Origin of the sequence: Metabacillus flavus (genome assembly GCF_018283675.1) — a bacterium.
GTDB lineage: Bacteria > Bacillota > Bacilli > Bacillales > Bacillaceae > Metabacillus_B > Metabacillus_B flavus.
The window spans coordinates 3,422,207-3,448,416 of the sequence record NZ_JAGVRK010000001.1 but is presented as its reverse complement, the minus strand read 5'-3'; the positions used below and the strand labels follow the sequence as shown (position 1 = coordinate 3,448,416).

29 protein-coding genes and 1 tRNA gene are annotated in these 26,210 nt (G+C 45.2%); 28 read left to right on the top strand and 2 right to left on the bottom strand.

Annotated features, from left to right (window positions below; genetic code table 11):
* The first annotated feature begins 16 nt into the window (after window positions 1-16).
* The 21 genes from lgt (at window position 17) to J9317_RS17590 (ending at window position 18,677) form a co-directional block, all read left to right on the top strand.
* Window positions 17-829, top strand: a complete 813-nt coding sequence (lgt, locus tag J9317_RS17690) for a prolipoprotein diacylglyceryl transferase (RefSeq protein WP_211561070.1) — start codon at window positions 17-19, stop codon at window positions 827-829.
* Between the two features lie 15 nt (window positions 830-844).
* Window positions 845-1,804, top strand: a complete 960-nt coding sequence (locus tag J9317_RS17685) for a nucleoside recognition domain-containing protein (protein ID WP_211562484.1) — start codon at window positions 845-847, stop codon at window positions 1,802-1,804.
* Window positions 1,779-2,426: a pyrophosphatase PpaX gene (ppaX, locus tag J9317_RS17680; RefSeq protein ID WP_211561068.1), complete on the top strand. Its 648-nt coding sequence runs from the start codon at window positions 1,779-1,781 to the stop codon at window positions 2,424-2,426. The genes J9317_RS17685 and ppaX overlap by 26 nt, the downstream gene beginning before the upstream one ends.
* On the top strand, window positions 2,423-2,953 hold the full coding sequence (locus tag J9317_RS17675; RefSeq protein WP_211561066.1) for an acyltransferase: 531 nt from the start codon (window positions 2,423-2,425) through the stop codon (window positions 2,951-2,953). The genes ppaX and J9317_RS17675 overlap by 4 nt, the downstream gene beginning before the upstream one ends.
* Before the next feature lie 59 nt (window positions 2,954-3,012).
* On the top strand, window positions 3,013-3,363 hold the full coding sequence (locus tag J9317_RS17670; RefSeq protein WP_211561064.1) for a hypothetical protein: 351 nt from the start codon (window positions 3,013-3,015) through the stop codon (window positions 3,361-3,363).
* Window positions 3,364-3,578: 215 nt separating this feature from the next.
* Complete coding sequence (locus tag J9317_RS17665) at window positions 3,579-4,751, top strand: ATP phosphoribosyltransferase regulatory subunit (RefSeq protein ID WP_211561062.1); 1,173 nt, start codon at window positions 3,579-3,581, stop codon at window positions 4,749-4,751.
* Window positions 4,744-5,376 carry an ATP phosphoribosyltransferase gene (gene hisG / locus J9317_RS17660; protein WP_211561060.1) on the top strand — a complete coding sequence of 211 codons (633 nt, stop codon included), beginning with the start codon at window positions 4,744-4,746 and terminating at the stop codon, window positions 5,374-5,376. The genes J9317_RS17665 and hisG overlap by 8 nt, the downstream gene beginning before the upstream one ends.
* A complete protein-coding gene (hisD, locus tag J9317_RS17655) occupies window positions 5,366-6,589 on the top strand; it encodes a histidinol dehydrogenase (protein WP_347880566.1) in 1,224 nt (407 codons plus the stop codon). The genes hisG and hisD overlap by 11 nt, the downstream gene beginning before the upstream one ends.
* A gap of 3 nt (window positions 6,590-6,592) precedes the next feature.
* A complete protein-coding gene (gene hisB / locus J9317_RS17650) occupies window positions 6,593-7,180 on the top strand; it encodes an imidazoleglycerol-phosphate dehydratase HisB (protein ID WP_211561054.1) in 588 nt (195 codons plus the stop codon).
* A complete protein-coding gene (hisH, locus tag J9317_RS17645) occupies window positions 7,181-7,813 on the top strand; it encodes an imidazole glycerol phosphate synthase subunit HisH (protein WP_211561053.1) in 633 nt (210 codons plus the stop codon). It begins immediately after the preceding gene.
* Window positions 7,810-8,541, top strand: a complete 732-nt coding sequence (gene hisA, locus J9317_RS17640) for a 1-(5-phosphoribosyl)-5-[(5-phosphoribosylamino)methylideneamino]imidazole-4-carboxamide isomerase (protein WP_211561052.1) — start codon at window positions 7,810-7,812, stop codon at window positions 8,539-8,541. The genes hisH and hisA overlap by 4 nt, the downstream gene beginning before the upstream one ends.
* The gene (hisF, locus tag J9317_RS17635) at window positions 8,538-9,296 is read left to right on the top strand and encodes an imidazole glycerol phosphate synthase subunit HisF (protein ID WP_211561051.1); all 759 of its coding nucleotides are present in this window, start codon (window positions 8,538-8,540) and stop codon (window positions 9,294-9,296) included. The genes hisA and hisF overlap by 4 nt, the downstream gene beginning before the upstream one ends.
* Window positions 9,293-9,904, top strand: a complete 612-nt coding sequence (hisIE, locus tag J9317_RS17630) for a bifunctional phosphoribosyl-AMP cyclohydrolase/phosphoribosyl-ATP diphosphatase HisIE (RefSeq protein WP_211561049.1) — start codon at window positions 9,293-9,295, stop codon at window positions 9,902-9,904. The genes hisF and hisIE overlap by 4 nt, the downstream gene beginning before the upstream one ends.
* Window positions 9,905-10,092: 188 nt before the next feature.
* A complete protein-coding gene (locus J9317_RS17625) occupies window positions 10,093-11,529 on the top strand; it encodes a tetratricopeptide repeat protein (protein ID WP_211561047.1) in 1,437 nt (478 codons plus the stop codon).
* 286 nt (window positions 11,530-11,815) lie between these two features.
* Window positions 11,816-12,766, top strand: a complete 951-nt coding sequence (gene trxB, locus J9317_RS17620) for a thioredoxin-disulfide reductase (RefSeq protein WP_211561045.1) — start codon at window positions 11,816-11,818, stop codon at window positions 12,764-12,766.
* 458 nt (window positions 12,767-13,224) lie between these two features.
* Window positions 13,225-13,683, top strand: a complete 459-nt coding sequence (locus J9317_RS17615; protein ID WP_211561042.1) for an 8-oxo-dGTP diphosphatase — start codon at window positions 13,225-13,227, stop codon at window positions 13,681-13,683.
* 46 nt (window positions 13,684-13,729) lie between these two features.
* Window positions 13,730-14,650 carry an RNase adapter RapZ gene (gene rapZ, locus J9317_RS17610; protein ID WP_211561040.1) on the top strand — a complete coding sequence of 307 codons (921 nt, stop codon included), beginning with the start codon at window positions 13,730-13,732 and terminating at the stop codon, window positions 14,648-14,650.
* Entirely contained in the window at window positions 14,647-15,606 is a 960-nt protein-coding gene (locus J9317_RS17605; RefSeq protein ID WP_211562482.1) for a gluconeogenesis factor YvcK family protein, read from the top strand. Before rapZ ends, J9317_RS17605 begins: the two co-directional genes overlap by 4 nt.
* Before the next feature lie 39 nt (window positions 15,607-15,645).
* Window positions 15,646-16,596, top strand: coding sequence for a DNA-binding protein WhiA (whiA, locus tag J9317_RS17600; RefSeq protein ID WP_211561038.1), 951 nt, complete (start codon window positions 15,646-15,648; stop codon window positions 16,594-16,596).
* A gap of 84 nt (window positions 16,597-16,680) precedes the next feature.
* Entirely contained in the window at window positions 16,681-16,938 is a 258-nt protein-coding gene (locus J9317_RS17595; RefSeq protein WP_211561022.1) for an HPr family phosphocarrier protein, read from the top strand.
* Between the two features lie 167 nt (window positions 16,939-17,105).
* Entirely contained in the window at window positions 17,106-18,677 is a 1,572-nt protein-coding gene (locus J9317_RS17590; RefSeq protein ID WP_211561020.1) for an IS1182 family transposase, read from the top strand.
* A gap of 195 nt (window positions 18,678-18,872) precedes the next feature.
* On the opposite strand, the gene clpP is transcribed toward J9317_RS17590, so the two are convergent.
* Complete coding sequence (gene clpP, locus J9317_RS17585; protein ID WP_211561018.1) at window positions 18,873-19,475, bottom strand: ATP-dependent Clp endopeptidase proteolytic subunit ClpP; 603 nt, start codon at window positions 19,473-19,475, stop codon at window positions 18,873-18,875.
* 335 nt (window positions 19,476-19,810) lie between these two features.
* On the opposite strand from clpP, the gene J9317_RS17580 reads away from it, so the two are divergent.
* Together J9317_RS17580 and J9317_RS17575 are read left to right on the top strand one after the other, a co-directional pair.
* Window positions 19,811-20,068, top strand: coding sequence for a DUF2164 domain-containing protein (locus J9317_RS17580; RefSeq protein ID WP_035404561.1), 258 nt, complete (start codon window positions 19,811-19,813; stop codon window positions 20,066-20,068).
* Between the two features lie 167 nt (window positions 20,069-20,235).
* Window positions 20,236-20,314, top strand: a tRNA-Arg gene (locus J9317_RS17575).
* 386 nt (window positions 20,315-20,700) lie between these two features.
* Here J9317_RS17575 and yvfG read toward each other — a convergent pair.
* On the bottom strand, window positions 20,701-20,922 hold the full coding sequence (yvfG, locus tag J9317_RS17570; RefSeq protein ID WP_211561016.1) for a protein YvfG: 222 nt from the start codon (window positions 20,920-20,922) through the stop codon (window positions 20,701-20,703).
* 73 nt (window positions 20,923-20,995) lie between these two features.
* Between yvfG and rpoN the strand changes: the two genes are divergently transcribed.
* The 5 genes from rpoN (at window position 20,996) to J9317_RS17545 (ending at window position 26,129) form a co-directional block, all read left to right on the top strand.
* On the top strand, window positions 20,996-22,324 hold the full coding sequence (rpoN, locus tag J9317_RS17565) for an RNA polymerase factor sigma-54 (protein ID WP_211561014.1): 1,329 nt from the start codon (window positions 20,996-20,998) through the stop codon (window positions 22,322-22,324).
* Window positions 22,317-22,568, top strand: coding sequence for a glutaredoxin family protein (locus J9317_RS17560; protein WP_211561007.1), 252 nt, complete (start codon window positions 22,317-22,319; stop codon window positions 22,566-22,568). The genes rpoN and J9317_RS17560 overlap by 8 nt, the downstream gene beginning before the upstream one ends.
* Window positions 22,569-22,688: 120 nt before the next feature.
* The gene (locus J9317_RS17555) at window positions 22,689-23,705 is read left to right on the top strand and encodes a sugar-binding transcriptional regulator (RefSeq protein WP_211561005.1); all 1,017 of its coding nucleotides are present in this window, start codon (window positions 22,689-22,691) and stop codon (window positions 23,703-23,705) included.
* A 51-nt stretch (window positions 23,706-23,756) separates the two neighbouring features.
* A complete protein-coding gene (gap, locus tag J9317_RS17550; RefSeq protein ID WP_211561003.1) occupies window positions 23,757-24,764 on the top strand; it encodes a type I glyceraldehyde-3-phosphate dehydrogenase in 1,008 nt (335 codons plus the stop codon).
* A 180-nt stretch (window positions 24,765-24,944) separates the two neighbouring features.
* Window positions 24,945-26,129, top strand: a complete 1,185-nt coding sequence (locus tag J9317_RS17545; RefSeq protein ID WP_211561001.1) for a phosphoglycerate kinase — start codon at window positions 24,945-24,947, stop codon at window positions 26,127-26,129.
* Window positions 26,130-26,210: the final 81 nt, after the last annotated feature.

Here is a 26,210-nt window from a genome sequence, read left to right as displayed (position 1 = left end):
AGAGGAGCTGAAGGGAATGTTAGGAACGATCCAGCCGCTTAATCCGATTGCGGTTGAGCTTGGAGGGCTGCAGGTTCATTGGTACGGGGTCATAATCGGCCTCGGGGCCCTGCTCGGCCTGTGGATTGCAGTAAGGGAAAGTGTAAGAAGAGGTCTTCATAAAGATACATTTGTCGATTTAGTACTCTTTGCTATTCCGATTGCAATCATTTGCGCAAGGCTTTACTACGTAGCATTTCAGTGGGATTATTATTCTCAGAATCCCGCAATGATTCCTCAGATTTGGCAGGGAGGACTCGCCATCCACGGAGGTCTGATTGGCGCAGTGGCAACAGGCGTAGTCTTTGCCAGAATCAAAAAGCTGTCATTTTGGAAAATCGCTGACATTGGAGCGCCGAGTATCATATTGGGGCAGGCGATCGGGCGCTGGGGAAATTTCATGAATCAGGAAGCCTTCGGCGGTCCGGTTACGAGAGGATTTTTAGAAAATCTCCATCTGCCAAATTTCATCATTAACCAGATGTACATAGACGGTCAATATTATCACCCGACCTTTTTATATGAGTCCCTTTGGAATTTAGCCGGCTTTGTTTTGCTGCTATTCCTGCGAAAAGTGAATTTAAGAAGAGGGGAACTGTTTTTATCCTACGTAATCTGGTATTCAATCGGCCGATTCTTCATTGAGGGAATGAGAACGGACAGTTTAATGCTGACCGCAGACCTGCGCATTGCCCAGGTCATCTCGATTGTGCTGATTTTAACGGCAGTCGGAATTATCATTTACCGCCGCATGAGCGGCCTTTCAAAGAAGAGATATCTGGATTCATAATAAGGAGTGATTCGACTGAAGGCGAGTTTAGCAAATGGCTGGAAGACGGGGCTTGCTACAACATGGACGCTTGGAAAAGTCATTTTTCCCGTGACGCTTCTCGTAGGGATCCTTCGTCATACACCTGTATTAGATTGGATTGTTCAGCTTATAGCACCTCTGATGGGGCTGATTGGATTAAGAGGAGAGGCGGCCATCCCGCTTGTCCTCGGGAATTTTTTAAACCTGTACGCAGGCATTGCCGGAATCCTGACACTCGATTTATCTGTTAAGGAAGTTTTTATATTAGCCGTCATGCTGTCATTCTCTCATAATCTGATTATCGAATCGACAGTAGCTGCCAAAGTGGGGATTAAGCTTTGGCTGATTCTCATTGTGAGAGTGGGGCTCGCCATAATTTCGGCGGCTGTCATCAATCTGTTCTGGAGAGGCGGCAGTGAAATGGCGCAGTACGGCTTCATTTCGAAAAGCCAGACTCAGCCGAATGGATGGGGAGAAATCCTGCTTGATTCAATCGGCAAGGGCGTGATTGGAATCTTGCAGCTTGCGGCCATAGTGATTCCGCTTATGATCATCATGCAGTTTATGAAGGATCTTGGCTGGCTAAAGGTATTTTCCAAATGGATGGCCCCGGTTACGAGATTCCTTGGAATGAGAGAGAATACCTCAATGACACTCGTTGCCGGCTTAACGATTGGACTCGCATACGGAGCGGGCGTCATGATTCAGGCAGTGAAAGAGGACGGAGTGAGCTACCGTGATCTCACACTTGCTTTTATTTTCCTCGTTTCCTGCCATGCTGTGGTGGAAGATACACTTATTTTTGTTCCGCTCGGAATTCCAGTACTGCCACTATTTTTAATAAGAGTCATCACCGCGGTCCTATTAACCATCATTATTGCAAAGCTATGGAAGCAGCCTGATTCTTCAGCTAGAAAGGAACCTGTTCATGAAAAGGAATACCATTCTGTTTGATTTGGACGGAACATTAATTAATACAAACGAATTGATTATCGAATCGTTTCTTCATACACTGAATCACTACAGGCCCGGCGAGTACAGCCGCGAGCTTGTCCTGCCGTTTATCGGTCCGACTCTGCACGATACCTTTCACTCAATCGATCCTGAGAAAGTCGAGGAAATGATAGGGATGTACCGGGCCTTCAACCATAAGCAGCACGATGCTTTAGTTACAGAATTTGCGACAGTTTTTGAGACCGTTCAGAAGCTTCATCATGATGGGTTTAAGCTGGGCATTGTCACGACGAAAATCAGAGACACCGTAAACATGGGGCTGAAATTAACAAAGCTTGACCAGTTCTTTGATGTCGTTGTTACCCTGGATGACGTTGAACACGCCAAGCCGCATCCTGAGCCTGTCTTGAAGGCGCTGGAACTGCTTGGCTCAAAGCCTGATGAAGCAATCATGGTAGGAGATAATCATCATGATATTGAAGCCGGTCAAAACGCAGGGACCTTAACCGCGGGCGTAGCCTGGACGATAAAAGGAAGAGAATATCTTTCAGCATACAAACCCGACTTTATGCTGGAGCAAATGAGTGATTTGCTCCCCATCGCTGGAGTGGAAAAAGCTTGAGACAAACGACGCGCTATCCTGTTTCCGGTGCGAACTCCCTTTGGCACATCTATAAAACGGTGCCCTTCTGGAAGGTCGCCAGAAATTTCATCATCATTCAGCTTGCAAGGTACACCCCGTTTCTCGGCATGAAAAACTGGATGTACCGGACATTCCTTGGAGTAAAGACAGGTGAGCAAACCTCGTTTGCGCTCATGGTCATGCTGGATGTCATGTTTCCGGAAAAAATTCAAGTCGGCCGCAATTCCGTAATTGGATACAATACCACCATCCTGGCACACGAATACCTCATTAAAGAATACCGTCTTGGTGATGTGATCATCGGGGATGAGGTGATGATTGGTGCCAACAGCACCATATTGCCGGGTGTAACAATCGGAGACGGAGCAATCGTCTCCGCCGGAACCCTTGTGCACAAAGATGTACCAGCCGGAGCCTTCGCAGGCGGCAACCCCATGCAGATCATTTATACAAAAGAAGAAATGGAAAAAAGAGCGACGATCGAACCCGCTGAACAGAAAGACTGATTCTGTTTTGCGGGTTTTTATTGGTGGTGCGGTTCCAGGCATTATCGTGAAAAGGAGTAATGCCAGGGAAGAATGCCAGGCAACATCGGGAAAAAGAGCAATGCCAGGGAAGAATGCCAGGCATCACCTGGGAAACCATCAATGCCAGGCAAGAATGCCAGGCATTACCGGGGAAAGCAGCAATGCCAGGGAAGAATGCCAGGCAACATCGTGAAAAGGAGCAATGCCAGGCAAGAATGCCAGGCATTACCGGGGAAAGCAGCAATGCCAGGCTAAAATGCCAGGCATCACCGGGGAAACCATCAATGCCAGGCAAGAATGCCAGGCAAAATCGTGAAAATCAGCAATGCCAGGCATCACCGTTGAAAAGCAGCCATTCCTGGCAACAAAATAACCTCACCAAATCCTAAAATTATCATTGAAAAATGTGCCATGCCAAGTCCCAGCCAACAACCCACCATCGACCCAGTTCCATATTACAAGGTTGATTCTCCATCAAAAGAGGGAAGCATACAATCAGAAGCGATTTTTTCCTTGAACGTCTAACTTTATTTTGTTAGTATGGTAACATATTAGCGAACTAAAGGATTTTGAACATTTCGTACTAATTGGGGGTGCCGATTCTATGTTTATGTTTGAGAAGCCTCTTGGCATGAGGGATACACTGCCAGCTCTTTATAAAACGAAGAGAGCGGTAAGGGATAAGATCATGAAGGAAATCAGCGGCTGGGGGTATGATTTTATTGAAACTCCTACGCTTGAATATTATGAGACAGTTGGTGTGCAATCAGCGATTTTGGATCAGCAGCTTTTTAAATTATTAGATCAGCAGGGAAAAACGCTTGTGCTTCGTCCGGATATGACGGCTCCAATTGCAAGGGTTGCGGCTTCAAGACTGGCTGGAAATTCGCCGCTCAGGCTTTCTTATCAGGCGAATGTTTTTAGAGCACAGCAAAGGGAAGGCGGCCGTCCGGCAGAGTTTGAGCAGATTGGTGTGGAATTGATTGGTGATGAGTCCATTAGTGCAGACGCGGAGGCAATTTCTCTGATGATTTCCGCTCTTAAGGCGTCCGGGCTCTCAAACTTCAGGGTTGCAATTGGGCATATTGGTTTTGCGGATGCTCTTTTCAAAGAAATCCTCGGGAATCAGGAGAGGGCGGATAAATTAAGACGGTTCCTTTATGAGAAAAATTATGTCGGGTACCGCGAGCATGTGAAATCTCTTGCTTTGTCCTCCATTGATAAACAGCGGCTTCTTGATTTTCTGGCGCTGAGAGGGGATGCGGGGAAAATGCTGCAGGGTCTTTCCATTTGTGAATCCAATGACTGCAGACAGGCCATAGATGAGCTGCAGAAGCTTTGGAGCATGCTGGAGGAATTCGGAGTTTCTGAGTATGTAAAGCTTGATTTAAATATTGTCAGCCATATGAGCTACTATACAGGGATTCTATTTGAGGTTTACACTGATAAGGTCGGATTTCCGCTCGGAAATGGCGGAAGATACAACCGCCTGATGGAAAAGTTTGACCGTCCCGCAGCTGCGACAGGGTTTGGTTTGCAGCTTGGGCAGCTTTTAGAAGCATTAGATGTACTGGAAAAAGAAGAGCCGAAGCACTGTGTCCTGTTTTCTCAAGAGCGCATGAAAGAGGCTATTGAATATGCCGGAGCTTTGAAAAAAGACGGTAAAATGACAGTTCTCCAAAACCTCTCCGGTGTGCAGGATGTTGATTCCTTTACGAAGCAATTTGAAGAGGTTGCTTATTTTATTGGTTCGAAAAGAGGTGCTTCTAATGAATGATGTGCTGACGATTGCGATGCCTAAAGGCAGAATTTTTGAGGAGGCAGCTGAGCTGTTAAGGGAGGCGGGCTATAAACTTCCGCCTGAATTTGATGACAGCCGAAAGCTGATTTTGGATATACCCGAAGAAAATCTCCGTTTCTTCCTGGCAAAACCGATGGATGTTTCTACATATGTGGAGCATGGCGTTGCAGATGTAGGGATTGCAGGAAAAGATGTTCTGCTTGAAGAAGAACGGGATGTATACGAAGTTCTGGATTTGCAGATTAGCCGCTGTTATTTAGCGGTGGCCGGTTTGCCGGATCATCCGATGAGTGATGTAGCACCAAGAATTGCAACGAAGTATCCAAACATTGCCTCCGGTTATTTCAGAGAGCAGGGAGAGCAAGTCGAGATCATAAAATTAAACGGATCCATTGAGCTTGCCCCTATGATCGGGCTTGCTGACCGAATCGTGGATATCGTATCGACGGGCCGGACACTTAAGGAGAATGGCCTCGTTGAATATCAACACATAACGGAAGTGACCTCCCGGCTGATTGTGAATCCAGTCAGCTACCGGATGAAGGATCTTCAAATTGACGAACTGGCGGAGCGGCTTTCCAAAGCTGTAAATAACAGGTAAGGAGGGGCAGTGCATGGTTAAAGACATTATTGAAGCGGTTAAGAAACAGGGCGATGAAGCGCTGAGGTTTTATACAGAAAAATTTGACGGAGTGCGTATCGATTCATTTAAGGTTACGGAATCAGAGATTCAAGAGGCGTATCGCAATATAGATGATTCTTTGCTTGCTGTTATACGCGAAGCGATTGAAAACATCAGGCTTTTTCACAGCAAGCAAAAGCGTGATTCCTGGTTCATGACAAATCCTGATGGGACGGTATTAGGGCAAAAAGTAACACCGCTCGACTCTGCTGGCGTTTATGTGCCTGGCGGGACGGCTGCCTATCCATCCTCTGTCCTGATGAACGTCATTCCGGCCCAGGTTGCAGGTGTAGAGAGAATCGCGATGGTTTCCCCTCCGTCTAAGGAAGGGGTTATTCCTGCAGGAGTTCTTGTAGCAGCAAATGAGCTGGGTGTAACGGAAATCTATAAAGCAGGCGGCGCACAGGCAATAGCTGCTCTTGCATATGGAACGGAAACCATAAAACCGGTTGATAAAATCGTGGGGCCGGGAAATATTTATGTAGCGACAGCGAAACGTGAGGTTTTTGGTGACGTCGATATTGACATGATTGCAGGACCAAGTGAAATTGCCGTTGTCGCCGATGAGACGGCTAGAGCGAATGAGGCGGCAGCTGATCTTCTCTCACAAGCTGAACATGATCCTCTTTCAAAATGCATTCTGATTACGACTTCTCAAGCATTTGCAGTAGAAGTAAAGCAGGAAGTGGAAAGACAGCTTGAGGATTTGCCGCGAAAAGACATAGCGAAAGCGTCTATTGATCAAAATGGAGAATTTCTTGTTGCCCAAACGAAAGAAGAAGCAATTCGTTTAGTTAACGAGCTTGCGCCTGAGCATTTGGAGCTTTTAGTAAAGGATCCTTTTGAATGGCTTGGCTCCATTCGCCATGCAGGAGCGATTTTTATGGGAAGATACAGCTCAGAGCCAGTGGGCGACTATTTTGCCGGACCGAACCATGTACTTCCCACAAGCGGTACCGCCAGATTCTCGAGTCCTCTAAATGTGGATGATTTCACGAAAAAGTCCAGCGTCATTTATTACAGCAAGGAAGCATTTGAGAAGAATGCAGAAAAAATCGCAGAGTTCGCTCGCTATGAAGGACTCGAGGCCCACGCGCGTGCCATAGAAGAACGATTGAAACAGGGGGAATAACAAATGCCGAGAAGATCTTCCGTTGAACGAAATACAAATGAAACGCAAATTAGCCTGGAACTGAATATTGATGGCGAAGGCCAGTCTAATCTTGAGACAGGCGTTCCATTTATGACACATATGCTCGATCTATTCGCGAAGCACGGCCAGTTTGACCTGTCGGTTCAAGCGACGGGTGACGTTGATGTGGATGACCACCATACGACAGAGGACATTGGGATTTGTCTTGGACAGGTATTCCGCGAGGCGCTGGGCGACAAAAAAGGAATCAAGCGCTACGGTTCGGCCATTATTCCGATGGACGAAGCCCTAGCTCAGGTGGTCGTCGACCTCAGCAACCGTCCGCATTTTGAAATGAAGGGCAGTCTCCCGAGCTCGAAGGTCGGCACATTTGATACTGAGCTGGTTCACGAATTTCTTTGGAAGCTCGCCCTCGAGGCACGAATGAACCTTCATGTGATTATTCATTATGGGCATAATACACATCACATAATTGAAGCTGTCTTTAAAGCACTTGCCCGTGCACTTGATGAAGCGTCAACGATTGACCCCCGCATTAAAGGGGTGCCATCGACGAAAGGAATGCTGTAAATGATCGGAATTATTGATTATGGAATGGGAAATATCTTTAGCGTCAAAAAGGCGCTGGAACGTATGGAAATTCCGTATTTTGTCTCCGGAATCCGCGAAGACCTGGTAGAAGCAGACGGATACATATTGCCTGGTGTCGGGGCGTTTAAGGATGCGATGCAGAATCTTCACGCAGACAGTCTGGCTGATTTTATTAAAGCAGAGGCAGCAAAAGGAAAACCGATCCTCGGCATCTGTCTCGGGATGCAGCTGCTGTTTGACGAAAGCGAAGAAAATGGACGCACAAAAGGACTTGGGCTGCTGAAAGGAAAAGTCGGCAAGCTTCCAACTAAGATTCCAGACGGAAGACAAAAGGTTCCGCACATGGGCTGGAATGAATTGAATGTACAGAATGAATCCTTCCTGCTTACCGGGCTTGACGGGCAGCATGCTTACTTTGTTCATTCCTTCTATGTTAGAGCAGACCGTCCGCAAACGGTATTGGCAAGCGCGAGTTATGGAGTGGAAGTTCCTGCGGTTGTGGGAAGCGGAAATGTGTACGGTACGCAGTTCCATCCGGAGAAAAGCAGTACAGCGGGTCTCGCCATTTTGAAGAGGTTTGCAGAAAAAGTGAAAGAGGGGGCAAATGCATGAAGCCGTTCATTTTGTATCCGGCGATCGACATGAGAGACGGCAAATGTGTGCGTCTTGTACAAGGAGATTACAATCAGGAGACGGTCTATGGAGATTCTCCCTTTGATATGGCTAAAATTTTTGCTGAAGAGGGTGCAGAGTGGATTCATATGGTGGACCTCGATGGAGCGAAAAGCGGCAAACCGGTTAACAGCAAGCACGTTCTGCAGGTTGCCCGGGAATTGAACGTGAAGGTGCAAATCGGAGGCGGAATCCGAACAGAGAGCGACGTTGAACGGTATCTTGGTCAAGGTGTTGATCGGGTGATCTTGGGAAGTTCGGCTATATCTGATCCTGCATTTGTAAAGGGGATGCTTTCTAAGTACAGCGGGAAAATTGCTATAGGGCTCGATGCGAAAGACGGATTTGTTTCAACAGAGGGATGGCTGAATACATCCCAGATAAAAGCGGCTGATCTTGGAAAAGAACTTGCAGACCATGGTGCGGAAACGTTTATTTTCACGGATATCGCAACAGACGGAATGCTGTCCGGACCAAATGTTCAATCGACGGCTGAAATTGCAAGTGTGACCGGCAAAACGGTTATTGCTTCAGGCGGAGTCAGCTCAATAAATGACCTTCAAGCGTTATCCCGCGAAGATGGAATTTCAGGAGCGATTATCGGAAAAGCACTTTATACGAACCGCTTTTCACTTAAAGAGGCTCTTCAAGAGGTGACAGGACGATGATAACAAAACGGATTATACCCTGTCTTGATGTAAAGGATGGAAGAGTCGTAAAGGGAGTGCAGTTTGTGGAGCTGAGAGATGCTGGAGACCCGGTCGAACTGGCTAAGTTCTATGACGAAGAGGGAGCGGACGAACTTGTTTTTCTTGACATTTCTGCCTCCCATGAAGGCCGGAAAACCATGATCGAAGTGGTGGAGCAAACCGCTGCCCAGCTTGCAATTCCATTCACAGTGGGCGGGGGCATCAACAGTCTGGAAGATATGAAAGCCATTCTTCGGGCGGGTGCAGACAAAGTATCGGTTAATACCGCTGCGCTATTGACCCCCCATCTCATTTCAGAAGGAGCCCTCTATTTCGGTTCACAGTGCATTGTGACTGCGATTGATGCGAAATACGATGAAGAGCTTGGGAGTTTTCGAGTATACACACATGGCGGCCGAAAGCCGACAAAATGGGAAGCTGTCGCTTGGGCGAAGGAAGCTGTTAAGCGCGGCACTGGTGAAATCCTGCTCACAAGCATGGATCAGGATGGAGCAAAGACGGGTTTCGATCTTGAACTTACGCGAAGAATCAGTGAAGCCGTATCTGTACCGGTCATCGCTTCGGGAGGTGCCGGGAATGCCGATCACTTTTATGATGCATTTACGGAAGGCAAAGCAGATGCGGCTCTGGCGGCATCCATCTTCCATTATAAAGAGACATCTGTTAAGGAAGTCAAAAGCCAGCTAAAAGGCAGAGGAGTGAATATGCGATGAACACTGATAATATTCGATTCGACGAAAAAGGACTTGTTCCTGCCATCGTTCAGGATGCAGTCAGCAAAGAGGTTTTGACTCTTGCATATATGAATGAAGAATCGCTGCAAAAAACGATTGATAGCGGAGAGACCTGGTTCTTCAGCCGTTCCCGGAATGAACTGTGGCATAAAGGTGCAACCTCCGGCAACACTCAATCCGTTACCGGGCTCCGTTATGACTGTGATAAAGATGCCCTGCTTGTGCTGGTCGAACCAAAAGGACCGGCGTGCCATACCGGATCCTATTCCTGCTTTGAAAAAGGGGAGGAATCCAAGACACCGGACAATCCATTTGCTATTTTAAGTGACCTGGAACGGATTATAGCCGAGCGGGATACGGAGCGGCCGGAGGATTCTTACACAACATACCTTCTCACAGAAGGTGTCGACAAGATCCTAAAGAAAGTCGGAGAAGAGGCATCAGAAGTCATTATTGCTGCGAAAAACAGAAGTCACGATGAACTGAAGTGGGAAGCGGCCGACTTGATTTTCCACCTGCTTGTTCTGCTAAGGGAGCAAAAGCTTCCTTTCAGCGAAGTATTGAAGGCGCTCGAGGAAAGAAAATAGCAGGTTTACATGCTGCCCGGCTTTTGAAGCCGGGTTTTATTTTGGAATGAGCGTTCCATATCTGTATTCTATCTACCAGGAAAAGGGAATTCTGCTTTTTTGTGGGGGAACTGTTTTCCGCCCTGTTGTGTACGGGTTAAACTATGGTATACTAACGTACGGTTAAATGTATGAAATGGAGGATTTCCGTGGGAAAACAACTATTTGATCGACAGCAAAAAGCGCAGGTTGTTCCATTTTTCCAGAACGGCGCCTACTATTACCGTAGAGCATTGAAGGCTTATCGGGTGGAGCGGAATCTGGAGAGAGCGAGCAAGCTTCTTAAGCGGGCGGCAGCGCTCGAGCCTGATAACTCCAATTTTTTATCCCAGCTTGCAATGATTTATACGGAAATGGGAAATTACCAGGAATCCAATGAAATTTTGACATCCATTATTGAAAAAGTGGACCCGTCCCAGACTGAGTGTCATTATTTCATGGCCAACAATTACGCACATCTTGGATTATTTCATCAGGCTTATAAATGTGCGACAGCCTATTCAACCGAAGCTCCTGATGGAGATTTTATAGAAGATAACGAAGAATTGCTTGAATTACTGATGATTGAAGGGGAAGACGAAGATCCTTCATTCGAAGATTCAGATGAATTGATTATTAAACAGGAAACGGCAAGATCTCTTCTTGAGAACGGGAAACTCGATGAAGCGATCTCTCTTTTGCATGAAATCATCGAGGAATTTCCGGAATTCTGGTCTGCTTACAACAATTTATCCCTTGCTTATTTTTACTCGGGAAACGTTGAAAAAGCAAAATACTATTTGGAACTTGTCCTTGAGCTTAACGAAGGCAACTTGCATGCATTTTGCAATCTGCTTGTGTTCTACTACTACGAGCGCAAGGATAAGGAAGTGCTTGCACTGACTGAGCAGCTGGCCGTTGTTCATCCGATTATGATTGAACACCGCTATAAACTTGGTGCGACCTTTGCGCTGATCGGTAAATACGAGCTGGCGTTTAAGTGGCTTCGTTCCCTGCAGCGCCAGGGATTTGAAGGGGATGATACCTTCTTTTACTGGCTGTCTTACTCGGCCTGGCATCTTGGACAGGAGGATCTGGCGAAATCGGCCTGGGATCGCGTCATCCGCGAGAATCCCTCTAAAGCTGGATCTGAGCCATGGGAGAATCAATCGTCGTTAAAGGACATGACGCTAAATGAGCGTCTGACACTTGTTTATATTGCTTCAAAATCGAATCAGCTTGAAGAAATAAGGCATCATCATGCTTTAAAACCTCAATCTGATATTGAACAGGAATTTTTAAAGCACATTCTCTCTCCTGATTCTCACCAAAAAGGAAGCGGCGCCTATTTATATTATGCCGCCGAAGCGCTCGAAAAACAGCTTCATTCAGTGGAGGAAAAAACGTTCCTTTCATTCTTTGATACCATGCTTAAGGTTAATTCAGCCAAGCTCAGTCTAAAGAATGCAAATGCCTGGTCAGCAGCCTTTTATTACGTTCTCAAAGAAAAAAGCGGGGAACGGGTTACAAAAAAAGAGGTGGCCTCTGCATTCGGTGTCACCGTTTCGACTCTGACCAAATATGAACGGCTTGTGAAAAACCTATAATCATTCCGTGAAAAGCATCAGCAGCAAATGCGGTGCTTTTTGGAGCGGAAGGTGCGGGACATCTGTGGGAGCATGTCAACAGGTGAGACCCGGGGGAGGCTTAAGAACGCCCTCTGTTTTCTGGCAAATGGCAGGTCCTTTTCATAAAATGTACTGAACGGATCACATTCCAGTTTTGTGAGCAAAAATATAGCGTGTTTTTTTAATATTTAATAGGATGATACTAAGGAATAATAATACGAACTAATCATCCGAATCGGATTTTTTGTAAGGAGTGGAAAAAGTCATGACAGAAGAAAAAGTTTATGATGTCATTATTGCTGGTGCTGGTCCCGCTGGACTGACTGCAGCTGTTTATACATCCCGTGCAAACCTTTCTACGCTTATGATTGAGCGCGGAATACCGGGTGGACAAATGGCGAATACAGAGGATGTAGAAAACTATCCCGGATTTGATCACATTCTTGGACCTGAGCTTTCTACAAAAATGTTCGACCATGCGAAAAAGTTCGGTGCCGAGTACGCTTACGGAGACATCAAAGGGATTGAGGACGGCGAAGAGTACAAAATTGTCCGCGCTGGAAGCAAAGAGTATAAAGCACGTTCCGTTATTATCGGGACCGGAGCTGAATACAAAAAGCTGAACGTACCAGGCGAAAAAGAATTAGGCGGACGGGGCGTTTCTTATTGCGCAGTCTGTGATGGCGCATTCTTCAAAAACAAAGAGCTTGTCGTTGTAGGCGGAGGGGATTCCGCAGTCGAAGAAGGGGTGTATCTAACCCGCTTTGCATCCAAAGTGACGATCGTTCACCGCCGCGAGGAATTGAGAGCTCAAAAAATTCTTCAGCAGCGTGCGTTTGACAATGATAAAATCGAGTTTATCTGGAACCATACGGTTAAAGAAATTCACGAAGATGGCGGAAAAGTCGGCAGTGTAACATTGGTAAATACACAAACCGGCGAAGAACAGCCGTTTAAGGCGGATGGAGCATTTATTTATATTGGAATGGTTCCTCTATCGAAACCGTTTGAAAATCTTCGGATTACAAATGAAAATGGCTACATCGAAACAAACGAACGTATGGAAACAAAAGTTCCGGGCATCTTTGCTGCGGGGGATATCCGTGAGAAAACACTCCGTCAAATCGTTACGGCAACAGGCGATGGAAGCATTGCCGCACAAAGTGCCCAGCATTATGTAGAAGAGCTGCAGGAAAAGCTTAAAGCGGTAAAGTAAAACCGTAATTAGGTTTTAACTCTCCTGTAACACAAGTGAAATAAACATGGGGTAACATATGAGTAGTAATTGACCCCCTTTTATAAATAAGTTTAGAGCGCAGGTGCCCTTTCCTGCGCTCCTTTTTTTGTGTGAAAATATAGGGTCTGCTTCAGGCCGCTCCGCTTGCTTTTAATTTAGGGTCTGTTAAAGCCTGGTGTTGATTTTTAACACCTGTTGATTGGAGTGGAAGGCGCGAGACTCCGAGCTAAGAGCAGCGGGACACGTGAGACCCCGCAGTTGCGAAGCGAGGAGGAGGCTCACCGCCCGCTCAAGGATAAGCGAGCGCCTGCTAGCTGCAATCAACAGCCAAGTTTAACAGAGCTTTAATTTAAAATGTTCGTTCATTGTGAGTGCAGTGTATAAATAGTATAATTAAGTGAATGAAATCTGGCTTTTGCACAACGAGGTGAAAGACGTTGCAGCGTGTTACAAATTGTGTTTTAAAAAAAGACAGCAAAGTCCTTCTTCTTCAGAAACCGAGAAGAGGATGGTGGGTAGCTCCTGGAGGGAAAATGGAGCAAGGTGAGTCCTTAAAAGATTCCGTCATCCGTGAATATCGGGAAGAAACAGGCATATATTTAAAAAATCCTGAGATTAAAGGAATCTTCACTTTCTTAATCAAGGAAGGAAATGAAATTGTTTCAGAATGGATGATGTTCACTTTTTTTGCAGAGGACTACAGCGGTGAACATGTGAACGAATCGGAAGAAGGGCTGATTGCCTGGCATGATGCAGACACAATTGCCGATTTGCCGATGGCTCCCGGTGACCATCACATTCTGGATTTTATGATGAAGGGATCAGGTGTCATTTATGGCACGTTTACGTATACAAAGGATTTTGAACTATTGAGCTACAGGCTCGATCCCCAGTAAAAAAATACCCTTTGGTTTTCAAAAGAAGGGGAGGAGGAAATTCCGGATGGAACTGACAAGCCAGAACATTGGACAGGAAGAAAACACCCAAACCCACTCAGACATTCAGATGGTCATTATTACCGGAATGTCCGGGGCAGGCAAGACCGTTGCCATTCAAAGCTTTGAGGATCTAGGCTTTTTTTGTGTAGACAATCTCCCGCCGACTCTTCTTCCTAAATTCCTTGAACTGATGAAAGAATCAGGTTCAAAGATGAACAAAGTGGCTCTAGTGATGGACTTAAGAGGCCGTGAGTTTTTTGACAGCCTGCTTCAGGCCCTTGATGAAATTGGAGAATCAGCTTGGATTACTCCGCAAATCCTGTTCCTGGATGCAAAGGATTCTACCCTTGTTACGCGCTATAAGGAAACAAGACGGTCCCATCCTCTGGCTTCTACCGGACTTCCTCTCGAAGGGATTCAGATTGAGAGAGAGCTTTTAGAGGAGCTTAAAGGACGGGCTCAAATCATTTATGATACTTCAGAGCTGAAGCCGCGCCAGCTCCGGGAAAAGATTTTAAAGCAATTTTCCGCAGCAGAGGAGCAGACCTTCACGGTAAATATCATGTCGTTCGGTTTTAAGTACGGGATTCCAATTGATGCGGATCTCGTATTCGATGTCCGCTTTCTTCCGAATCCGCACTATATCGAGCATATGAGACTGAAAACAGGTCTGGAAGAAGAAGTATCATCTTACGTGCTGAAGTGGAATGAAACCAACAAGTTTCTGGAAAAAGTGCTTGATTTGCTGACGTTTATGCTCCCGTATTACAAAAGGGAAGGGAAAAGCCAGCTTGTCATTGCGATCGGCTGTACAGGAGGCCAGCATCGCTCAGTAACATTAGCAGAACACATCGCGGGTTATTATAAAAAGGATTACAAGGCCCATGTGTCCCACCGCGATATTGAAAGAAGAAGCAAGAAATAGACGTGCTGCCTAAAATCGTCATCATTGGCGGAGGAACCGGGCTATCTGTTCTGCTCCGGGGGCTTAAATCCTATCCGGTTGATATAACGGCGATTGTGACAGTAGCTGATGACGGAGGAAGCTCTGGGCGCCTCCGTGACGAACTGAAGATTCCTCCTCCTGGGGATATTCGAAATGTTCTCGCTGCCCTATCTGATGTTGAGCCTCTTGTAGAAGAGCTTTTTCAGCATCGCTTTAATAAAGGGGACAGTTTGACAGGCCATTCTCTTGGCAATTTGATTCTCGCAGCTATGACAAACATAACGGGTGACTTCACCCATGCAATTAAAGAAATGAGCAAGGTGCTCAATGTAAGAGGAAAGGTTCTTCCTGCGGCAAACAGCAGTGTCATGCTGCATGCTGAAATGGAAGACCGTTCCGTCGTTTCAGGAGAATCTAAAATCCCTGAATCAGCAAAAAAAATAAAACGGGTATTTCTTACTCCCGAAAATATTGATCCTTTGCCTGAAACCATTGATGTGATTCAGGAAGCTGATTTAATCATACTTGGACCAGGAAGCTTATATACAAGCATCCTGCCAAACTTGCTTGTTCCAAAAATAGGACAGGAAGTGTGCAAGGCAAAGGCAAAGAAGGTCTATATATGCAACGTTATGACCCAGCCCGGCGAAACGCTTGGGTACAAGGCGAGCGATCATATAAAAGCTCTTTATGATCACATGAATTGTGCATTTATCGATACGATTCTTGTCAATGCCGACACGATTCCCGACACGATAAAACAGCGCTATGCTGCAGAACTGGCACAGCCTGTGCATGCCGATCTGGAGGAACTGGAGAAGCTCGGGCTTTCGATTGTCCACGATCATCTGATTACAGATGACCGGGACGTGATCAGGCACGATACGAACAAAGTGGCTAAGCTGCTTTACGGAATTTTACAGAAATCCATCTAGAAAAAAGAGCATGCGCAATGGAAAATGGAGGTGCAGAATATGTCTTTTGCATCCGAAACCAAAAAAGAACTGACGCAGGTTGAAATAAAGGGCTGCTGCCTTAAAGCAGAGCTTTCCGCTCTCATTAGGATGAATGGCTCCCTCTCCTTCTCAAACAGAAAATTGGTTCTGGATATTCAGACAGAAAATGCGGCAATCGCCCGCAGGATATACATTTTATTAAAACGGCAATATGACGCTACCGTTGAACTGCTTGTCAGGAAAAAAATGCGTCTGAAAAAGAACAATGTTTACATTGTGCGATTAACCGCTCAAGCTAGAGAAATCCTTGAGGATCTTAAGATACTCGGAGAATCATTCACATTTGTGAGAGAAATTTCACCCGATCTGATCCAAAAAAAATGCTGCAAGCGCTCCTATATGAGAGGCGCCTTCTTAGCAGGAGGGTCTGTAAACAATCCGGAGACCTCCTCCTATCACCTGGAAATTTTCTCGCTTTACAAGGAACACAGCGATTCTTTGAGCGAGCTGATGAATACATTTCAGTTAAACAGCAAGTCGCTTGAACGGAAAAAAGGCTACATCGCCTATATGAAAGAAGCGGAGAAAATTGCAGAGTTCCTGAATATTATCGGGGCTCATACTGCACTCCTTAAATTCGAGGATATCCGGATTGTCAGAGACATGAGAAACTCCGTTAACCGCCTTGTGAATTGTGAAACCGCTAACCTGAACAAGACAATCGGTGCGGCATTAAGACAGGTCGAGAATATCGAATACATCGACAGCAAAATCGGACTCGATATGCTTCCGGAAAAGCTGAGGGAAATCGCAAGGCTTCGCGTAGACTATCAGGATGTGACATTAAAGGAATTGGGTGAAATGGTTTCCAGCGGAACCATCAGCAAATCCGGAATCAATCATCGTTTGCGCAAGCTTGATCAAATAGCGGATCAGCTCAGAGCCGGGAAACCGGTTTCCATGAAATAAACTTGGGGATCTAGTGCATTTTTGCTCAAGCCGTAATAGCAAGGGCATTTAACATAATTATGATGCAAGGGAGAGGGGATTCATATGGTAGAGAAACAAGTGGAAGTACGCCTGAAAAATGGCCTGCAAGCCCGTCCTGCAGCCTTGTTCGTCCAAGAAGCCAACCGTTATGGCTCGGATATTTTTCTTGAAAAAGAGGGCAAAAAGGTAAACGCTAAAAGTATTATGGGGCTGATGAGCCTGGCCATTGGTACAGGTTCCACCATCACGCTGATTGCAGAGGGGCATGATGAGCAGGAGGCTCTTGAAGCTTTGACGGAATATGTTCATCAGGAAGCTTAATCATTAAAAAAGAGTCTGGGACAAAACCCAGTAAATAAGAGAGGCCATCGCAAATAAGTTTGAGACGGCCTCTCTTTCTATTTTTTGCATTCATTTTTAATGAAGAATATAAGGACACCTTCTGATAAAATTAAAGTTACCACACAATAACTATCGGAGGTGCCCTTATGTATAAACAGTATAACATGGACCAGGTTGTTTTGCCCCTGGATTTAGAAATGAAACTCGATAAAAAAGATATTGCCTACACCGTTCATCATATGGTTGAACAGATTCCCGACGAAGCCTTTTCTAGTTTCGTACGCGAGACCGGGTGTCCAGCTTATCATCCGAGAATGATGATGAAAATTATCTTATGCGCCTATACCCAATCTGTTTTTTCTGGCAGAAAAATTGAGGGACTCCTTACAGACAGCGTTCGGATGATGTGGCTTTCTCAAGGGTATGTCCCGTGTTATCGAACCATTAACCGGTTCCGGGTCCATCCGGAAGTGAAACACCTTCTTCGTCAAGGATTTGTCCAATTTCGATGTCAGCTGGTTCAAAAAAAGCTAATTGATGCCGAGGCGATTTTTATTGATGGAACCAAAATTGAAGCCAACGCCAATAAGTTTACATTTGTCTGGCGGAAATCGGTGGAGAGGTACAGTGACAGCTTGGTGGAGAAGTCCAGCCAAATCTATGATGAACTGTTGGAAAAGGATATTATCCCGGCCATTGACCGGGATCATGAGGAAGAACTCAAGGCGGAAGAACTCTCTTTAATCGTGAAACAACTGGAAGAAAAAGTGGAGGAACTGAATCAAAAAATAGATGCAAGTAAAGATGGGAAAGCACGGAAAGAACTTCGTTCCATGCGCAAAGAACCAAAGAAGCTTCATAAGATGTTTACAGATTTTGTGACGCGCAAACAAAAATATGAAAACGATATGAAAATCTTTAAGGAACGTAACAGTTACTCAAAAACCGATCCGGATGCGACGTTCATGCGAATGAAAGATGATTACATGAAAAATGGACAACTCAAACCCGGTTATAATGTTCAGATTGCGACTCAAGGTCAATTTACGCTCGCTTACGATTTATTTCCAAACCCAACGGATACACGCACATTCATTCCATTTTTAAATCATATTGAGAAGCACTTCTTCAAACTCCCGGAGTATATCGTCGCGGATGCGGGGTATGGAAGCGAAGAAAACTACGCGGATGTCTTAGAGAATCGGAAACGTACACCGCTCATTACCTATAATACCTATCGTAAAGAGAACAAAAAGAGTTTCAAGAAGAACGAGTTTCACGCCGCCAATTGGGCGTACAAGGAAGAAGACGATTCGTTCACATGTCCAAAAGGGAAACGATTGACGTTCCGCTATTTATCCCATCGCACCGATCGCACCGGCTTTAAGCGAGAGATCAAAGTATATGAATGCGAGGACTGTTCCGATTGCCCTCTACGCGCTCAATGTACAAAAGCGAAGGATGGGAATAACCGCAAGGTCTATTACAACGAGAAGTGGGAGCAACAGAAAAATCAGATCAAGCAGCAGCTTTCGGATGAAAAAACGGGTTCCATCTACGCTCAACGAAAAATTGACGTAGAACCAGTTTTTGGATATCTGAAGGCTAATTTGCGTTTCAACCGAATGTCCGTAAGGGGCAAAGACAAGGTAGAAAACGAATTAGGTTTTGCCTTCATGGCGGTGAACTTGAAAAAGTACACCGCCATGAACACATAAAAGTCCAGAGAAGTGTGGATTTCATCACAAAAAAGGGTTCCGATCAGAAAAACATCTGATCGGAACCCTTTATTCATTATTTCTGGTTAGTTTTGTCCCAGACTCTTTTCTCTGTTTAGGAAATTAAGAAATGACTCAATGTGGATAAGTATTACTAGGTGTATCTCCGTCTATCGCCTGCGCTTTTGTTCCATATTATTTATCTTTATCGGCAAGCAGGTTGCGTGTCATTACCTTATCGATCAAACCATACTCAAGCGCTCTGTCTGCTGTCATAAAGTTGTCGCGGTCTGTATCGCGTCCAATGACTTCAATCGGCTGTCCAGTACGCTCAGCCAGAATCTGGTTCAGTTTTTCACGAAGGAATAGAATGCGCTTCGCAGCAATTTCGATTTCAGTTGCTTGACCTTGAGCTCCTCCAAGCGGCTGATGAATCATAACCTCACTGTTTGGCAGGGCATAACGCTTTCCTTTTGTTCCTGCTGCAAGCAAGAATGCTCCCATGGATGCAGCCATTCCGATACAAATCGTGTTGACATCCGGCTTAATGAATTGCATCGTGTCATAAATAGCCATACCAGCTGTAATGGATCCGCCTGGGCTATTGATGTAAATGGAAATATCCTTCTCAGGATCTTCTGCTTCAAGAAACAAGAGCTGAGCAACAACAGCATTTGCTACGTTGTCGTCAATTCCGCTCCCAAGCATGATGATTCGGTCTTTCAGCAAGCGGGAATAAATATCGTATGCACGCTCTCCGCGGTTCGTTTGCTCAATTACTGTAGGAATTAAATTCACAGTATAGCCTCCCTTGTTTAATATGTAATTTCATTATGTACTCTCATCATACAATTATGGTCAATAAAGGTCAAACAAAAACAACCGGATTACAGGTGCTTTTATCAGTCTATGCTGACTGTATTCATGATACCCGATAAAACATTATTTAAACAGGCGATTGCTTCAATTAAAAGCAACAAACTGCGGATCGGTGATTGCATTTTCTTAATAGGCACGGAGCCTGCCTGAATATGTTTTTGGAAGGGCTCAAATTCCCCAAAAGAATCTTAGAATGGTAAGATAGGATTCAACAAAACGGATTGCCGAATTCGGACAGGAAAGGGCTGGGACGGATGATTAAAATTAAAAAAGAAGCAAAGGCAGATATGGTGTCAAAATTGCAGGACTATTTATACAAAGAATGGGATGAAGAAATTGGGGATTTAGCGGCAGAGATCTTTCTTGAATATATCGGGAATGAATTGGGTCCCTATTTCTACAATCAGGGTGTAGAGGATGCAAGGTCTTTATTGAATGAAAAGCTGCTTGATTTAGAGGAAGAGTACTATTCCCTTGAAAAACCTTTACGTAAACGGAAGCTCGATTCTTAAAGTAAAACTTCCATGAGCCTACGCATGGCTAGGGGCAGTTTATCCGATAATTCTTATCCGTATTTTAGCAAGTCTTGAGGCGGAAAATAGTACTGCCCGTTAATGTGCGATAAAAAGCTTGATTAATCAGCTTTAGTGTCATATAATATTCCTTGCTGACACTAAAGGCGCTCGTAGCTCAGTTGGATAGAGCGGTGGTTTCCGGTACCACGTCTGTCGGGGGTTCGAATCCCTTCGAGCGCGCCATACATATCATTCACAGTCCTCCTGGCTATCGCTGGGGGGCTTTTTGTTATAGGCGGTTATCGCTGCTATGGAATAGGATCCAGGTTCCTCGGTTTTTCTTTAGGCGGGCAGTGAGCATCTTCAGCCTTGCGGAATCTCATGCCATCCATTCACAACCTGAGCAGTAAACCTTGTCATAGCACTAAAAAACGCCCGCTCCGGAATCGGATGGGCGTTTATTCATTAAAATTTAAGCGTTCATTGTCTATTCCTTGGAGAACAAGATCATATGTACACTCCAGTGCACGTGGCACTGGCCTGGAATGGACGTGTGTGCAGCAGCAGAATCTACTGCTGATTAGAGGATCATATCAAATTTTTTTGGAAATGTGAAGAGGGAAAGTTTTCTACTTTTTTTGTTCGCTCTTTACTGTGTTATAAGCCTCATCAAGATGCTGAATCCGCTTAAGCACTTCTGCATTTTTCGTTAGCTGGTCCTGGACAAGCGTCGATACGACAGAACGGTAATAGCTGTTCATTGCATCGGTTTTGTTCATTTTCCCATTGTTCAGCTCCACATGCTGGCGGAAATTCTGTTCAAAATAAGGAATCGAAAAAAGTTCGCTCATGAAAGATTCTCCTTTCTGATTTTTCTCCTAAACGTTCTTTACTTCATGTAAAATGAAGGAAGGGGGGATGGATATGAACATGAAAACAGGATTATCGCAGGAGCAGTCGCTGAAGCTTCATTTATCACAAGAGCTGAAGCAAGCGATCACCCTTCTTCAATACAATGCAATGGAGTTAGAGCAATATGTCCAGGAGCTGGCTCTGGATAACCCTTTAATCGAAATAAATGAACAAGTAAATCCTAATGTATTTTACCATAGAAGAAGATCTCAAGGGGCAAGCGGGGATTACAGTCAAATTGATTTGATTGGTTCTCAATCCCGCAGTCTGGCAGAATATCTGTTTGACCAGCTGAGAATGATTGGCGAGACAAACCGGATCGTAAAAGGAACGAGAATGTTTGCAGAACAGGTTGATGAAAACGGTTACTTGGATGAGAATGCGGGAATCCGGTGCCATGGTTTTTCGGCTGCAGAAGAAGAAGAATGTCTCCGTATCCTCCAGAGCCTGGATCCGGCAGGGGTAGGGGCGAGAAATCTTCAGGAATGCCTTATCCTCCAGATAAGCCGCCATCAAAGGAAACCCAAGTCGGCAATGGACATTATAAGCCGTTATTTTAAGCTCTTTGCTGATCATTCCTGGAAAGAGCTTGCCAGAATATCCGGCTATAAAATACAAGAAATACAAGACACCTATGATTATATCCAAACGCTTCATCCTAAACCCGGCAGCACCTATGAAGGAACCCACGCTTCTTATATCATTCCGGATCTCGTTATCGAGCGGGCAGGAGAAGGGTTTGAAGCGGGGTGCAATGAAGCAGCTTTGCCTGAAATCAGCATCAGCTCAGAATATGAGGCTTTGAAAAACCAATCCGGGCAGGAAGAGCTGAAAAAGTATCTTTCTGCGAAACAGCAGCAGGGCATGTGGCTACTCAAAACGCTTGACCAAAGGAAAGAAACAATGGTAAAAGTAATGAAAGAAATTTTGTCTGTTCAGCAAGCCTTCTTTCAAACAGGAAAAACGGAGCTGCTCAAACCGCTGACTCTAAATGATTTAGCGGAGGCGTGCGGCATTCACGAATCGACCGTTAGCCGGGCTTTAAAAGGAAAGTATGTTCAGACACCGTACGGTACTCTGGAAATGAAATTCTTTCTTACCAACAAAATCGGATCAATAACAGAATCAGACCAGTCTGCAGCCGCCGCGAAAGAGATGCTGATGCGATTGATAAATAACGAAGACAAGACTTCACCGCTGTCTGATCAGATGATTGCTGCCGTCATGCTCGAGCGGCATGATTTAAAGCTTTCGAGACGGACGATTGCAAAATACAGAGACCAGCTGAAAATTCCTGCTTCTTCTATAAGAAGGCGCTACACGGAGGCGAGCAATGATTAACCTTACGGTGTACTCCAGAGAAAATTGTCATTTGTGCAAGGAAGCCATTCAGCTCGTAGAAGAATTATCCCGTGAGATGGATTTGACCTTTAAAATCGTAGATATCCATTGTGACGATGCATTAGTAGAAAAGTATGGTTTAATGATTCCCGTCATCGAATATGCCGGAAAAGAGCTTGCATACGGCCGGGTAAAAAAAGATTTTTTAAGTAAGCGGATACATGAGCACGTTAGGATTGAATAACCTTCTTCTCCCTGTTAAAATGAATTTGTAGCAGGGAGATTTTTTTTGCAGCAAGCGGGACATAATATGTCTCATAGGGACCCAAAAAGTCCCGATGACTCGTTTGAAAGGATTGCGTAGATGAGAGAAATGATAGAGGTACAAAAGAAACTAGTTCCCGATCTGCTCAAGCTGATGCAAAAAAGGTATCAGATCTTGCAATACATACGACTTATGCAGCCAATTGGACGCAGAAGCCTTTCCATCAGCCTTGGCATCAGTGAACGAATTTTACGCGCAGAGGTTCAGTTCTTAAAAGACCGAAATCTGATCTCCATCGAAACTTCCGGAATGACGCTGACTGAAGACGGAACGAATCTCTTGAAAGCCCTTGAAGAAATGATGAAAGATGTTTTAGGTCTGACTCTTATGGAAAATAAACTAAGAGAGAAGCTGAATCTGAAACGGGTCATTATTGTCTCAGGTGACAGCGATCAGTCGTCCTGGGTTAAGAAAGAGATGGGCCGTGCTTGTGTGACCTGCATAAAAGAACACCTTTCCGGAGATAATACCGTCGCGGTTACCGGAGGCACCACCCTTGCTGCTGTGGCAGAAATGATGACACCTGATTCAAATCGTGATTTGCTTTTTGTTCCTGCAAGAGGGGGCCTGGGCGAAAACGTGGAAAATCAGGCGAATACGATTTGTGCGAAGATGGCGGAGCGCGCAATGGGGAATTATCGTCTGCTTCATGTACCTGACCAGCTAAGCGCTGAAGCCTGGCAGTCCTTGATAGAAGAACCTTCTATTAAAGAACTTTTGAAAATCATCAAGTCTTCTAGTATGGTGGTACATGGAATAGGAGATGCTATGACAATGGCAGAACGGCGGAGAACTGCTGCTTTTGACATGGAGAAAATTGAACATGGCAAAGCTGTGGCAGAAGCATTCGGCTATTACTTTGATGAAACAGGCAAAGTCGTTCACAAGGTTCATACAGTAGGAATTCAGCTTGATGACCTGGCGAACCTGAAAAATGTTATTGCCGTTGCCGGCGGTTCATCAAAAGCAAAAGCAATCCACGCCTACATGAAACAATCGCTCGATTCAATCCTTGTGACTGATGAGGGCGCAGCGAAAGAGTTATTAAGGGATTAACAGTCCCTAAATATAAAAAATAATTTCTCACTTTAAAAGGAGGAAACATTCATGGCAACTAAAATTGGTATTAACGGTTTCGGACGTATTGGACGTAACGTTTTCCGCGCAGCTTTGAAAAATTCAAACGTAGAGGTAGTAGCAGTAAACGATCTAACAGACGCTAACATGCTTGCTCACCTACTAAAATATGACTCTGTACACGGCAAGCTTGACGCAGAAGTATCTGTAGACGGCAACAACCTGATCGTGGACGGAAAAACAATCCAGGTAACTGCAGAGCGCGATCCTGCTAAACTTTCTTGGGGAAAAATGGGAGTAGAAGTAGTTGTTGAATCAACTGGTTTCTTCACAAAACGTGCTGACGCTGCGAAACATATCGAAGCCGGCGCTAAAAAAGTAATCATCTCTGCACCTGCAACAGATGAGGACATCACAATCGTTATGGGTGTTAACCATGATAAATACGATGCTGCTTCTCACGATGTTATTTCTAACGCATCTTGCACAACGAACTGCCTTGCACCATTCGCGAAAGTATTGAACGACAAGTTCGGTATCAAACGCGGTATGATGACAACCGTTCACTCTTACACAAATGATCAGCAGATCCTTGATCTTCCGCACAAAGACTACCGTCGTGCGCGTGCAGCTGCTGAAAACATCATCCCGACTACAACTGGTGCTGCTAAAGCTGTTTCCCTTGTTCTTCCTGAACTTAAAGGCAAACTAAACGGCGGAGCAATGCGTGTTCCAACTCCAAACGTTTCTCTAGTTGACCTAGTTGCTGAGCTTGATAAAGATGTAACAGCTGACGAAGTAAACGCAGCTCTTAAAGAAGCAGCTGAAGGCGATCTTAAAGGAATTCTTGGCTACAGCGAAGAGCCTCTAGTATCCGGAGATTACAACGGAAACATCAACTCTTCAACTGTTGACGCTCTTTCCACAATGGTTATGGAAGGCAGCATGGTTAAAGTTATCTCTTGGTATGACAACGAGAGCGGATACTCTAACCGCGTAGTTGACCTAGTTGACTACATCGCTTCTAAAGGACTTTAATAAACCCGATTCGGTTACGTTTGGACGAACCGAAGAAGAAACGATATAATGAAATCGGAAAAGGGGAAGGGGATCTACAGCAATTCCCCCTCCCTTTTTCTATGGTTTTATTCCGAAACAGCGGAAAGTAAACCGCTGTGATGGAAGCTTCACCTTATCCGTAAGAAGGAGGCCTTTGAAATGAACAAAAAATCTTTAAAAGACATCGAGATTCAAGGTAAGGTCGTATTCTGCCGTGTTGACTTCAATGTACCGATGGAAGAAGGCAAAGTGACAGATGATACGCGTATCCGTGCGGCTCTTCCGACCATCCAGTACATGGTTGAGCAGGGTGCAAAAGTTTTGCTTGCAAGCCATCTTGGACGTCCCAAAGGCCAGGTTGTGGAAGAACTTCGTCTAAATGCGGTTGCAGAGCGTCTTCAAGAGCTTCTTGGCAAAAATGTAGTGAAAACAGACGAAGCACATGGAGACAGCGTTAAAGAAGAAATTGCAAAGCTGAATAACGGCGATGTCCTTCTACTTGAAAACGTGCGTTTCTACCCTGGAGAAGAGAAAAACGATGCAGAATTGGCAAAAGCATTTGCAGAGCTTGCTGATGTTTATGTAAATGATGCATTCGGAGCTGCACACCGTGCACATGCTTCTACTGCAGGAATCGCTGAGCACCTGCCGGCTGTTTCCGGTTTCCTTATGGAAAAAGAACTGGACGTACTTGGCAAAGCACTTTCCAATCCGGAACGCCCTTTCACTGCCATCATCGGCGGAGCAAAAGTAAAAGACAAAATCGGTGTTATTGATCACCTTCTTGACAAAGTGGACAACCTGATCATTGGCGGCGGCTTGGCTTACACATTCATCAAAGCTCTTGGACACGGTGTAGGAAAATCCCTTCTTGAAGAAGATAAAGTGGATTTGGCTAAATCCTTTATGGAAAAAGCAAAAGCAAATGGCGTAAACTTCTACATGCCTGTTGACATCGTTGTTGGAGATGATTTCTCTAAAGATGCCAACACACAAGTGGTTGCGATCGATAACATCCCTGAAGATTGGGAAGGTCTTGATTGCGGTCCTAAATCCCGTGAGATCTATGCTGACGTTATCAAAAAATCAAAGCTTGTGATCTGGAACGGACCGCTTGGAGTATTCGAGCTTGAACCATTCTCCCACGGTACGAAAGCAGTGGCCGAGGCTCTTGCAGAAGCTAACGATACATATTCGGTCATTGGAGGAGGAGACTCTGCTGCAGCAGTTGAGAAGTTCGGTCTGGCTGACAAAATGGACCACATCTCAACAGGCGGCGGTGCTTCCCTTGAATTCATGGAAGGCAAAGAACTTCCTGGAGTAGTGGCACTTAACGATAAATAAGAAAAGCGGAAGCGCCTTGGATTAAGGAAGTTCTGCTAAAAGCGCGGCGTCCTGCCGCAACACAGAACTGACCTTCATCCT

Bases quoted from the DNA above. Each gene is read 5' to 3' on its own strand.
- rpoN (WP_211561014.1), top strand. From the start codon at position 20,996: ATGAACATGAAAACAGGATTATCGCAGGAGCAGTCGCTGAAGCTTCAT.
- J9317_RS17590 (WP_211561020.1), top strand. From the start codon at position 17,106: ATGTATAAACAGTATAACATGGACCAGGTTGTTTTGCCCCTGGATTTA.
- J9317_RS17580 (WP_035404561.1), top strand. From the start codon at position 19,811: ATGATTAAAATTAAAAAAGAAGCAAAGGCAGATATGGTGTCAAAATTG.
- gap (WP_211561003.1), top strand. From the start codon at position 23,757: ATGGCAACTAAAATTGGTATTAACGGTTTCGGACGTATTGGACGTAAC.
- J9317_RS17670 (WP_211561064.1), top strand. From the start codon at position 3,013: ATGCCAGGGAAGAATGCCAGGCAACATCGGGAAAAAGAGCAATGCCAG.
- hisH (WP_211561053.1), top strand. From the start codon at position 7,181: ATGATCGGAATTATTGATTATGGAATGGGAAATATCTTTAGCGTCAAA.
- ppaX (WP_211561068.1), top strand. From the start codon at position 1,779: ATGAAAAGGAATACCATTCTGTTTGATTTGGACGGAACATTAATTAAT.
- J9317_RS17560 (WP_211561007.1), top strand. From the start codon at position 22,317: ATGATTAACCTTACGGTGTACTCCAGAGAAAATTGTCATTTGTGCAAG.
- J9317_RS17545 (WP_211561001.1), top strand. From the start codon at position 24,945: ATGAACAAAAAATCTTTAAAAGACATCGAGATTCAAGGTAAGGTCGTA.
- rapZ (WP_211561040.1), top strand. From the start codon at position 13,730: ATGGAACTGACAAGCCAGAACATTGGACAGGAAGAAAACACCCAAACC.
- trxB (WP_211561045.1), top strand. From the start codon at position 11,816: ATGACAGAAGAAAAAGTTTATGATGTCATTATTGCTGGTGCTGGTCCC.
- hisA (WP_211561052.1), top strand. From the start codon at position 7,810: ATGAAGCCGTTCATTTTGTATCCGGCGATCGACATGAGAGACGGCAAA.
- hisIE (WP_211561049.1), top strand. From the start codon at position 9,293: ATGAACACTGATAATATTCGATTCGACGAAAAAGGACTTGTTCCTGCC.
- J9317_RS17665 (WP_211561062.1), top strand. From the start codon at position 3,579: ATGTTTATGTTTGAGAAGCCTCTTGGCATGAGGGATACACTGCCAGCT.
- lgt (WP_211561070.1), top strand. From the start codon at position 17: ATGTTAGGAACGATCCAGCCGCTTAATCCGATTGCGGTTGAGCTTGGA.
- J9317_RS17595 (WP_211561022.1), top strand. From the start codon at position 16,681: ATGGTAGAGAAACAAGTGGAAGTACGCCTGAAAAATGGCCTGCAAGCC.
- yvfG (WP_211561016.1), bottom strand. From the start codon at position 20,922: ATGAGCGAACTTTTTTCGATTCCTTATTTTGAACAGAATTTCCGCCAG.
- J9317_RS17555 (WP_211561005.1), top strand. From the start codon at position 22,689: ATGAGAGAAATGATAGAGGTACAAAAGAAACTAGTTCCCGATCTGCTC.
- whiA (WP_211561038.1), top strand. From the start codon at position 15,646: ATGTCTTTTGCATCCGAAACCAAAAAAGAACTGACGCAGGTTGAAATA.
- hisF (WP_211561051.1), top strand. From the start codon at position 8,538: ATGATAACAAAACGGATTATACCCTGTCTTGATGTAAAGGATGGAAGA.
- hisB (WP_211561054.1), top strand. From the start codon at position 6,593: ATGCCGAGAAGATCTTCCGTTGAACGAAATACAAATGAAACGCAAATT.
- hisG (WP_211561060.1), top strand. From the start codon at position 4,744: ATGAATGATGTGCTGACGATTGCGATGCCTAAAGGCAGAATTTTTGAG.